Source organism: Dysgonomonas sp. GY75, assembly GCF_015234155.1.
GTDB lineage: Bacteria > Bacteroidota > Bacteroidia > Bacteroidales > Dysgonomonadaceae > Dysgonomonas > Dysgonomonas gadei.
On record NZ_JADCLQ010000010.1, the window covers coordinates 68,133 to 79,341 of the forward strand.

Sequence of the window (11,209 nt, forward strand, 5' to 3'; positions counted from 1 at the left end):
CAGCAAGCTAATTATTAATTATTAATTGTTTTCCGTGTTACCTTTGTTACCTTTTCAAAATAGTCAGTATTGAGTAAAAAGTATAAAGAGGTTCTAATTGTTAACTGTGGCTGTTTACTGATAAGCGGCAAGCCAATTATTAATTTTCATTCTTAATTATGAATTGCTTTATCTTATTCTGTGTATTTTTGCATGTGAAAAGATTATAATATGATTACTGAACAACATAAAGATACTGCGCAATGGGCCATGCGATTTGCTTTGCAAAACGGATGCCAGGCTGCACGTGTTTCGATTATCACGGCAAACAATAATTCGTTTGAATACCGCAATACACAACTGGACAAATTGCACCAAAGTTCTGAAAACAAATTGTATATCGAGTTTTTTGTCGATGGAAAATATGGTACATTTTCTACCAACCGCATAGAAAAAGCAGGGCTGGAAACATTCATTAAAGAAGGAATCGTATCAACAGGATATTTGGCTCCGGATACACTCCGCCAACTACCCAATCCTGACAGATATTATAAAGGGGACAGTCAGGGACTGGACTTATATGATAACTCATTCGAAAACATCAGTACCGATAAAAAACTGGATATAGCCCGGCAGGCGGTTGAAGAGATATATGAATCGGATAAACGTATCATCTCCATCACTTCATCATATGATGATGGCGTGGGTGCTGAATATATGATTGCCAGCAACGGATTTGAAGCAGAAAGTATAGACTCTGCCTTCAATCTGACAGTAGAGGTTGCCCTGAAAACAGACAGCGATGCCCGGGCCGAATCTTATTGGTTCGACAGTTCTATCTACTGGGATAATCTGAAAAAGACCGGAATAGGAAAGACAGCGCTTGAGAGGTCGCTGCGAAAAATAGGCCAACGGAAAATCAAATCGGGCAGATACGATATGCTGCTCGACAACACCACCGCATCACGTTTATTTTCTCCAATAATGGGAGCGATGTATGGAACAGCATTGCAACAAAAGAATTCGTTCCTGTTAGATAAACTCGGACAGCAGATTACATCCGGCACGCTGACAATCATTGACACTCCGCATCTTGCACGTTCGTTCGGAGCCAGGTGGTTTGATGGCGAAGGCATCGCCACCAAAGAGCGTATTATCATAGACAAAGGTATATTACAAACATACTTCATAGACACATACAACTCGCTAAAAATGAATATTGAGCCTACAATAGCTTCACCATCCATTATACAAACTACACCGGGAAGCCAAAGTTTTGACGGATTATTACAATCTGTGCAAAAAGGGATCTGGATAACAGGCTTCAACGGTGGCAACAGCAACCCTACAACAGGCGACTTTTCGTTTGGCATAGAGGGTTTCCTGATTGAAGGAGGTATAGTAACCACTCCTGTAAGCGAGATGAACATTACAGGCAACATACTTGTTCTATGGAAAAATCTTGCAGAAGTAGGAAATGACCCGCGTGAAAGTTCGCCATGGCGGTTACCATCCCTCTTATTCAGCGATGTAAATTTTAGCGGATTATAAAGCATGAAATTATTCAGATTATTATCAATATTCTTTTTGTTTCCATTATCCATCTTTGCACAAGTTCCTTCCACTGAAGTAAGGGCCGCATGGCTTACTACCAACTGGGGGCTGGACTGGCCTAAACAAGGAACCAGCGTGGATGCGCAGAAAAAGCAATTAAGAGATATTCTTGATCAGTTACAAGAAGAACATTTCAATGTCGTGTTATTTCAGGCACGTGCACAGGGACATGTGTTCTACAGATCTAAGATAGAACCTTTGAGTACCTACTTTAATCAGGCGGAAGGTTTCGACCCATTGGCCTTTGCCATTGAGGAGTGCCACAAAAGAGGTATGGAATGTCATGCCTGGCTTGTGACTTACACGATGGATAAAGCTAAGATGAAATATACAGGAAAAGGTAAAAGGCGGAGGGGCACTGTAGTTAAAGACAAACCCGATTACTACAAAGAAGTCCACGGAACCTGGTATCTCGATCCCGGAAGGCCCGAATCAAAAAAGTTAGTTTCATCCATTGTTGACGAAATAGTAAAGAACTATGACGTCGACGGCATACATTTCGATTACATACGCTACCCCAGTAATACTCAGAAGTTCCCCGACGATGACACCTTCAAGAAATATGGTAATGGGAAAAGTTTGCACGACTGGCGCAGAGACAATATAAACCAATTAGTTGCGGATATTTACGACAATGTAAAAGCAATTAAACCTTGGGTGCAGATAAGCAGTTCACCTCTTGGACGGTACCGGGTATTGCAGCATGTGGCACCCAACGATGGCTGGACAGCTTATGAAACCGTCTTTCAGGACGCAGGCCATTGGATGAAAAGCGGTAAGCACGACTTGGTATTCCCTATGATGTATTACAAAGAACACCGTTTCTATCCATTTCTCGACGATTGGGTGGCAAACAGCAACGGAAGGGTTGTTGTACCAGGACTAGGCGTTTATCAAATGGATGAACAAAATTGGTCGTTAGAGGATATCTTAAACCAGATGAAATATACACGTGATAATAATGTGAAAGGACAAGCGTATTTCCGCACGGGAAATATTCTAAGCAATCTGAAAGGGATCAAGGATTCTATCCGGACCTATTACCCTACTCCTGCTAAGTTACCACCTTTGACATGGCTGGATAATATATCTCCAAACTCTCCTATTATTACACAAGTATATAAAGATCAGGGCTATCTGAATATAAAATGGGATGCTCCCGACAATAACGAAACTTACACCTACAATATATACGCCTCTGCTACCGAAGAAATAGACATAAACAATGCCGGTAATATACTGGTTACAGGCTTACATACCAACAGCTATTCATTTCCGGTAACAGTCGGTGAATTCGGGTTCCATTATTTTGTTACAGCCTCTGACAGGTATCACAACGAGAGCGTACAGTCTTTTCCCGCATACTTCGTACATTCAGAGGAAGAGCATTAACCCAGTTCGGTCTTGAGCTGATTTATTGTCTTATGCAAAACAGGATGGACGTAATCACCCGCTATCTCAGCCAACGGTAGTAAGACGAAAGCCCTTTCATGTAAGTGCGGATGCGGCAGGATAAGCTTTTCATTAGCATACACCTTATCGTCGAACAATAACAGGTCTATATCGATTATCCTGTCGGCATAAACTTTATTTTCCGATTTGGCAGTACGTCCCATTTCTTTCTCGATTTCCTGTGTCCGTTGTAACAGTTCCATCGGGCGCAATCTGGTCTTTACTTCGCATACTGCATTCAGAAAGCGGTTCTCCGATTCGAAGCCTACCGGTTCGGTAACGTAAAAAGCGGAAGTGGCAACAACTTCACCAATCCGCTCTTCTATTCTGTTTATTGCATGATTAAGGTTCTCTCCTCTGTCTCCCATATTGGAGCCCAGACCCAAGAATACATCATGCTGAATCTCTTTATCCAGTAACATTTAGATTATAAGCATTGCATCACCATATGTACCGAAACGATATTTCTCTTTCACTGCCATATCATATATATCCATAATACGATCATATCCTCCGAAAGCGGCTGTCATCATCAACAGTGTAGATTGAGGCAAATGGAAGTTGGTTACCATTGAATCGGCAATACCAAAATCATATGGAGGGAAGATGAACTTATTGGTCCATCCTTCATTGGTTTTCAAATGCCCATCTGTACTTACAATAGTCTCTATCGCACGCATTACAGATGTCCCCACTGCACAAACACGATGTCCTGCATCTTTTGCTCTGTTTACATGCATGATGGCTTCTTCGGTAATCTGTAATTGTTCCGAATCCATCTTATGCTTGGTCAGGTCTTCTACATCGATATCCCGATAGTTACCCAAACCTGAATGCAATGTGATATATGCAAAATCAATACCTTTGATCTCCATACGCTTCAGCAGTTCACGGCTAAAGTGTAATCCGGCGGCAGGAGCCACCACTGCTCCTTCATTCTTGGCAAAGATAGTCTGGTAACGGTCTTTATCGTCGGCTTCTTCACCTCTGTTCAGATATTTAGGTATAGGAGTTTCCCCTAACGCATAAAGAGCCTTACGGAACTCTTCGCTAGGCCCGTCGTATAAGAAACGAAGTGTACGCCCGCGCGAGGTTGTATTATCAATTACTTCGGCTACCATAGAGTCATCGTCGCCAAAGTATAGTTTATTTCCAATACGGATTTTACGTGCAGGATCTACCAATACATCCCACAGGTGAAATTCTTCATTCAGTTCCCTAAGTAAAAACACTTCGATAGTAGCTCCGGTCTTTTCTTTATTACCGTACAAACGTGCAGGAAAAACCTTCGTGTCATTAAAGATAAATATATCCTTATCATCGAAATATTCGATAATATCTTTAAAAACCTTATGCTCAACTTCTCCGGTCTTTCGATTGACAACCAACAAACGGGATTCATCCCTGTTTTTCGCAGGATGAGAGGCTATCAATTCCTCAGGCAAATCAAACTTGAATTGAGAAAGTTTCATATTCTATATATAAATTAATTTAGTTTCAATTACAATCTACAAACATACAAGGATATATCCTCATATCCTAATCCATAAGGGCGTCTATCGCTTCTTCTATACGTTCCCCCGCAACACACTGGTCGAGAGTAATATCTCCTATCCGGGTACGTTCCAAAGCTGTCAGATGTCCCCCTGAGCTTAAAGCCAAACCAATATCCCTTGCTAATGCCCTTATATATGTACCCTTGCTACATACTACCCTTATCTTTATCTCAGGCATAGTATAATCAAGAAGTTCAATTTCATCTATTACCAGCAGTTTAGGCTTTAATTCAACTTCCTGCCCTTCACGTGCAAATTCATAAGCCCTTTTTCCCTCTACCTTACAGGCAGAATATGTAGGGGGTACTTGCTGAATCTCTCCGATAAACTGTGTCAATATCTGATTAACCAACTCTTCGGTTATATGATCTGCAGGATAAATTCCGTCAACTTCCGTTTCTAAGTCGAAAGACGGAGTCGTCTCCCCTAGTCTTATGGTTGCAATATATTCTTTGGTCTGATACTGGAATGTTTCTATCAGTTTGGTCTTTTTTCCGGTGCAGATAATCATTACTCCTGTAGCAAGCGGATCTAGTGTTCCGGCATGACCAACTTTTAATTTCTTAACCCCCAATCTACGACAAAGCTTGTTCCGCAATTTCCGTACCAAATCAAACGATGTCCAATTAAGCGGTTTATTTATGTATAAGACCTCTCCTGAAATAAAATCCATTAAATGATAGTTAATTCATGTCCCGAAAGCAATAGAGCCAACAGGATGCCACCAACAATAATACGATACCAGCCAAATAGTTTAAAGCCGTATTTAGTTACAAAACCAATAAAGAATTTAATAGCCAGTAGTGCCACAATAAATGCAACCACATTACCGATAACCAATACGCCCATATTATCTTTTAACAGTTCAAATCCTGTATCGGACATTATCAGCTTCAGCAATTTATAACCTGTCGCGGCAGCCATAGTAGGAACAGCCAGGAAGAATGAGAATTCGGCCGCATTCTTACGGCTGAGCCCGCGACTCATACCTCCTACAATAGTAGCCATAGAACGGGATACACCCGGTATCATCGCTATACACTGATAACAGCCTATTATAAAGGCATTCTTATATGTAATTTCCTGCTCTCCTTCTTCAGGACGATTAAACCACTTATCCACAAACAGCATAAGGATACCTCCCAAAACAAGCATAATGGATACAACCAATACACTTTCCAGCAGTTCGTCTATCATATCATTAAAAATGAATCCTAATATGGCAGCCGGGATGAATCCCATCAATAGCTTCCAGTAGAACTCATATTTATATAAAACATATTTCAGAAAACCTGTATTTTCTGACTCAGGAACTTCCCTGAAACGGAAAAAACGTTTCCAATATAATACAATTACCGACAAGATGGCTCCAAACTGGATAATTACGGTAAAAGCCTTTACAAATTCGTTACTTTCAACACCCAAAAGACTCTGGGCGATAATCATATGTCCGGTAGAAGACACAGGTAAGAATTCGGTCAGGCCCTCTACAATAGCAATAATAATTGCTTCAATAATACTCATTATAAATTATAGTTTTGTGATTAGTCGCGTTCTTTCTTCTCGTCAGCCAATTCCTTCTTACGAGGATATAGAATGCCCACAATCATGAGCAGAAAGCCGGCAAAACAAATCATCGGCGCTACAACAATTCTCCTTGCACTGAAAATATCCGGTTCAAAACCACCTTCAACACTCGATGCAGGCCCTGTCATCAATATAAATCCTACAATGATGAGAACAACAGATACTGCACAAATGATGTAATTCTGTTTGCCAAATGCAAAATCTTTCTTATCCATATTTTTAGACGTGATAAAGTTTATTTGTTGTCATTCTTAAGTACCTGTTCACTGCAGATATTGTAGCAAGAACGGTAATTAATATTCCCAGAATCAATACAAGTCCATATACAATCAGCAATTCGGTCATGGTTACAATCGATATCAGTTCGGGATATTCATTCGTAAAGTAATATATAACCCCTGTTATGGCTACATTAGCCAGGATAGCAGCTATTATGCCCGAAACAACCGTACTCATTATGAACGGACGCCTGATAAAACCATTCGTTGCCCCAACAAGTTGCATTGTATTAATTAAGAAACGCTTCGAATATATATTTAATTGTATTGTATTCCTTATTAATGTAAAGGATATAAGAATAAGTATAACAGCCAGCACGAGAAGAATAGAGCCTACCTTCGACAGGTTCTGATTAGCCAACGCGATATCCTCTTCTTTAAAAGACAAGCCTTTGGTCAATTTGAAATCCTTAAAACTGGCTTCAACTTTTTTTATACTGTCTGTATTTACATATTCCGATTTGATAAACACATCGAAATAACTCCGGGAAGGATCATAGCCTAGCACTTCTTCGGGATCTCCACCCAGATCATCCACCAGTTGTTTCTTAACTTCTTCCTTACTTATGTAAGTTGTTGATTTAACATAAGGGTTGGCCTCTATTTTTTCCTTTGTTTTCTGAATAGTAGCAGCATCCATATTCCCGGTCAGTTCGATGGACATACCCATATTTTCTTTAAAATATGCGGCTAACCCTTTCCCTGTGAAAGCGACCAATATGGTCAGCCCCAACAAAAAAAGCACAAGAGTGATACTTATAGTAGATATTACTCCTGAGGTAAATAAAGATATTGTTCTAGGTTGCCGTTTATCAGACATCTGTACAGAGACAATTAAAGGTCACAGACCTATTTGTTATTTTGCATGTAACAACATTAGTTATGATTAAGTAATGCTGCATAAATAGTCCTCATTCCGAAATAGTCCTTACATGCGGGCACAACGCACCCAAATTCGCTGCAAAGAAACAAAATAAAAGCATGTATTAGAACTATTTTTGTTTTTTTTAATAAATAAGACTTCTTTTTACCGAAATATACAATTTTATACCTATTAGCAAACAGCCCAAGCAGCCTATTTGTTTTTATAATCAGGTTTATTTTTATACTACTTGTTTAGCGCAAACCCGAAAAACGGGAATTTTAACCATTGGCACAATTCACACTTATTAACTGTATACAGTTAAAACCTGACACATCTGACAGTTTTATTATTGTTTTCATCTTATTGTTTTCACATACGTTAACCGCATATAGTTAAAAGGTAACAAAGGTAACACATTTTTAGCTATTAGCTATTAGCTGATAGCATTGGCTATCGTATAAGCGGTCTTACAGTGAACAGTGAACAACTTATACGTTTACTTGTATCTTTCTCCAAAAGGTAACACATGTAACACTTTTTACTCATTTGCTAATCTGCTAATATACAAATTTGCTAATTTATCAAATCAAAGAGCTATAAGCCAATAGCTAATGGCTATCGGCTAAAAAATGTATAGATAAACCCTCTGCTTAAAAATGCATATTTCGTGCGTTTGTCAACTTTTAGAAAGGCCGGGATATTTTTATATTTTATTTTTTTAATAAACATTCCCTTATATGCAAAAAAGAGGCGATGTATTCGTTCAAATATTATTGTATATTTGCGTTTAACAATTAGTATAGGGTATAATTCCTAACAACTATAAGTGACATATTTAACTAACGAAATAATATCATGCAAACAAATGAAACCAAATCGGGGCTAATCCCGGCTAACTTCTCGGGTAAAGTAGATGGGAAAGATGTACAGATGTATGTTCTTACCAATAACAAAGGATCGGAAGCGACCGTCATCAATTACGGTGGAAAAATAGTATCGCTTTCTGTTCCCGGCAAAAACGGAAAACTAACGGATGTCGTACTGGGACATAATAGCCTGACTGAATACCTGAATTCGGAGGAACCATATTTCGGTGCGGTCTGCGGACGTACGGGAAACCGTATAGCAAAAGGACAGTTTACACTAGATGGTGTGACATATAAGCTGGCGATAAATAACGGCCCTAACAATTTGCATGGCGGACTGAAAGGATTCAATGCCGTAGTTTGGGATGCCAAACAAATAAACAATCAAACATTAGAGTTAAAATATCTCGCAAAAGACGGTGAAGAGGGATTCCCTGGCAACCTGAACGTGAAGATGATTTATACACTTACGGATAATAACGAATTCTCAATAGATTACGAAGCCACCACAGATAAGGCTACTATCCTTAATCTGACGAACCATTCATATTTCAATCTGTCGGGAGAAGGCGATCCGAGCATAAACGACCATATACTGGTAATGCATGCTTCTAATTACCTTCCTACAGACGATACAGCTATCCCATATGGTAAGCCTGAGGCTGTGAAAGGTACACCTTTCGACTTTACAACTCCTCATGCGATAGGCGAGAGAATAGAAGCTGATTTTGAACAGTTACATTTTGGGAAAGGATACGATCATACTATGATATTGGATAAAAAGGAAGGAGAATGCGCCTTGGCTGTAGAATGCTATTCACCAAAAACAGGTATCCTGATGAATATATCTACCTCCGAACCAGGTGTGCAAATATATACCGGAAACTGGATGACCGGAAACTTCGAGGGAAAACACGGACATCGTTACCCTATGCGTGCCGCCGTTTGCTTCGAAACCCAGCATTTCCCTGACAGTGTTAACAGGCCGGAATACCCTAGCGTCATACTACGTCCGGGAGAAACATTCAAGAGTAAGACTATACACGCATTTTCTGTAAAGAAATAACTCTCATTCATATATTACAGCAGGTGGTAGTGAATACGCTGCCACCTGTTTATTTTATAAGTAAAAGAAAATTTTAAATGTAATTTTTTCAGTCATAACCAATTATTGCTGTTTCGGATACGAAGGCTTTTAATAGGTGTGTGACCTCAGACTATACCTAAATTGTATTATAATGAAGGCATTTTGTCATATATTTTTTATATCCGTCTTATGTATTAGTATATCATGTACTGATAGTAAAAAGAAACTGTTTATCGAAGAAAATACTGATTTTGCCATACGTCAGACATCAGATATGCTAAGGAATGTTGGTGAACCGGACGGCAATAACTATCCGAGATCCACGAATAAAGATGGTAAACTGGTAACAACAGGTATGTACGACTGGACTCCCGGTTTCTTTCCCGGTTCGCTATGGTATTTGTATGAGCTTTCGGGAGATTCTATCTGGAAAAACAATGCTGAAAGATGGACTACCAGCCTGGAATCCTTAAAAACATTCACTGCTCACCATGATCTGGGATTCATGATGTATTGTAGTTATGGAAACGCCCTTAGGCTAGCTCCTAAAAATGAATATAAGGACATCATCATACAAAGTGCATATTCGCTGGCAACCCGTTATAGTGAAAAAACCAAAGCCATAAAGTCATGGAACTATCACAGATCGTGGGACGGAGAGGAATCGCATTTTCCTGTTATCATAGACAATATGATGAACCTCGAATTATTACTCGAAGCCTCAAAGTTATCAGGAGATAAAAAGCTATATGATATTGCTGTGGCACATGCAAATACAACTTTGAAAAATCATTTTAGAGATGATTACAGCAGCTATCATGTTGTTTGCTATGATTCGCTTACCGGAGAAATCCATCATAAAGTTACAGCACAAGGCTTTAGCGACAATTCGACCTGGGCAAGAGGTCAAGCATGGGCTGCATACGGCTTTACTATGATGTATCGGGAGACAAAGGATCCGACATACCTTGAAGCTGCCACCAAGATTATGAACTTCTATCTGAAACATCTCCCTGAAGATTTGGTTCCTGTCTGGGATTTTAATGTTGGCCAAAAAAGTTATATACCAAAAGGAAACTCTTATGCAGTGGAATTTCAAGCAAGCCTAAAAGATGCATCTGCAGCTGCAATAGCATGTTCAGCCTTGTTCGATCTGGGTAGCTTCTCCAAGAATCAGGATTATACAAATACCGCCGTAAATATGTTGAAGAATCTGGCTTCCCCCTCATACAGGGCACAACTAGGGACGAATGGTGATTTTCTGCTTATGCATTGTGTCGGAAGCATACCGCACCATTCGGAAATTGATGTTCCATTGGTTTACGCAGATTATTACTTTTTGGAATCATTAGTTAAATACAAGAAACTGGCACGTTAAATAACTTTACTCAATACAAAAAAGAAGTCTGTGATAAATGTAATTATCACAGACTTCTTTTTCTATACATAAGCCGGTAGAATCTACCGGCTTTCGCTCTTTGATAAATTGGTTTAAGATTCAATATTTAAGGATTTAAAGATTGGGAAAGGTGTTACATGTGTTACTTTTTAACGGGCAGCAAGTCTTAGGTTATATGTTGAAGGTTATATTAGACACAAGTTGTTAACTGATGACTACCACTTATGCGATAGTTTAATAGCTATCAGCTAAAATCTGAGGCACCTGCTACCCTTGTTGCCTTATGAACCAGCCTAAATGATTTCTCATGGCGCTATCAGTATGTATCTAGATGCGGTATGCCTATGCCTCACATACCCAAACAAAAAAAGTCCCTCACTACTATAGTGAAGGACTTCTCTTCTTAAAACGGCGGTAACCTACTCTCCCACTTGCGCAGTACCATCGGCACGACCGGGCTTAACTTCTCTGTTCGGAATGGGAAGAGGTGGAGCCCCGGTGTTATAACCACCTGAATGCTTTTTAT

The 11,209-nt window shown here is 39.5% G+C and carries 10 protein-coding genes and 1 rRNA gene; 4 read left to right on the top strand and 7 right to left on the bottom strand.

Annotated elements, in window-relative coordinates; all coding sequences use genetic code 11:
* The first annotated feature begins 210 nt into the window (after nucleotides 1-210).
* Together IR083_RS04985 and IR083_RS04990 are read left to right on the top strand one after the other, a co-directional pair.
* Nucleotides 211-1,530 (top strand): TldD/PmbA family protein, encoded by a 1,320-nt coding sequence (locus IR083_RS04985; RefSeq protein WP_194223483.1) that lies wholly within the window; start codon nucleotides 211-213, stop codon nucleotides 1,528-1,530.
* A gap of 3 nt (nucleotides 1,531-1,533) precedes the next feature.
* The gene (locus tag IR083_RS04990) at nucleotides 1,534-2,985 is read left to right on the top strand and encodes a glycoside hydrolase family 10 protein (protein ID WP_194223484.1); all 1,452 of its coding nucleotides are present in this window, start codon (nucleotides 1,534-1,536) and stop codon (nucleotides 2,983-2,985) included.
* Here the strand turns inward: IR083_RS04990 and folK are convergent.
* From folK to IR083_RS05020, 6 genes are all read right to left on the bottom strand, one after another.
* Nucleotides 2,982-3,467, bottom strand: a complete 486-nt coding sequence (gene folK / locus IR083_RS04995; RefSeq protein WP_194223485.1) for a 2-amino-4-hydroxy-6-hydroxymethyldihydropteridine diphosphokinase — start codon at nucleotides 3,465-3,467, stop codon at nucleotides 2,982-2,984. The genes IR083_RS04990 and folK overlap by 4 nt on opposite strands.
* On the bottom strand, nucleotides 3,468-4,517 hold the full coding sequence (gene queA, locus IR083_RS05000) for a tRNA preQ1(34) S-adenosylmethionine ribosyltransferase-isomerase QueA (protein WP_006801431.1): 1,050 nt from the start codon (nucleotides 4,515-4,517) through the stop codon (nucleotides 3,468-3,470). It abuts the gene before it with no gap.
* Between the two features lie 67 nt (nucleotides 4,518-4,584).
* A complete protein-coding gene (gene truB / locus IR083_RS05005) occupies nucleotides 4,585-5,274 on the bottom strand; it encodes a tRNA pseudouridine(55) synthase TruB (protein WP_006801432.1) in 690 nt (229 codons plus the stop codon).
* Nucleotides 5,274-6,125 carry an undecaprenyl-diphosphate phosphatase gene (locus IR083_RS05010; RefSeq protein ID WP_194223486.1) on the bottom strand — a complete coding sequence of 284 codons (852 nt, stop codon included), beginning with the start codon at nucleotides 6,123-6,125 and terminating at the stop codon, nucleotides 5,274-5,276. Before IR083_RS05010 ends, truB begins: the two co-directional genes overlap by 1 nt.
* Nucleotides 6,126-6,145: 20 nt before the next feature.
* Nucleotides 6,146-6,403, bottom strand: coding sequence for a DUF3098 domain-containing protein (locus tag IR083_RS05015; RefSeq protein WP_006801434.1), 258 nt, complete (start codon nucleotides 6,401-6,403; stop codon nucleotides 6,146-6,148).
* A gap of 4 nt (nucleotides 6,404-6,407) precedes the next feature.
* Nucleotides 6,408-7,286, bottom strand: coding sequence for a cell division protein FtsX (locus IR083_RS05020; protein ID WP_194223487.1), 879 nt, complete (start codon nucleotides 7,284-7,286; stop codon nucleotides 6,408-6,410).
* Between the two features lie 900 nt (nucleotides 7,287-8,186).
* On the opposite strand from IR083_RS05020, the gene IR083_RS05025 reads away from it, so the two are divergent.
* Entirely contained in the window at nucleotides 8,187-9,263 is a 1,077-nt protein-coding gene (locus IR083_RS05025; protein ID WP_194223488.1) for an aldose epimerase family protein, read from the top strand.
* Nucleotides 9,264-9,435: 172 nt separating this feature from the next.
* The gene (locus IR083_RS05030; protein ID WP_194223489.1) at nucleotides 9,436-10,662 is read left to right on the top strand and encodes a glycoside hydrolase family 88 protein; all 1,227 of its coding nucleotides are present in this window, start codon (nucleotides 9,436-9,438) and stop codon (nucleotides 10,660-10,662) included.
* Between the two features lie 427 nt (nucleotides 10,663-11,089).
* Here IR083_RS05030 and rrf read toward each other — a convergent pair.
* Nucleotides 11,090-11,198, bottom strand: a 5S ribosomal RNA gene (rrf, locus tag IR083_RS05035).
* Between the last annotated feature and the right edge of the window lie 11 nt (nucleotides 11,199-11,209).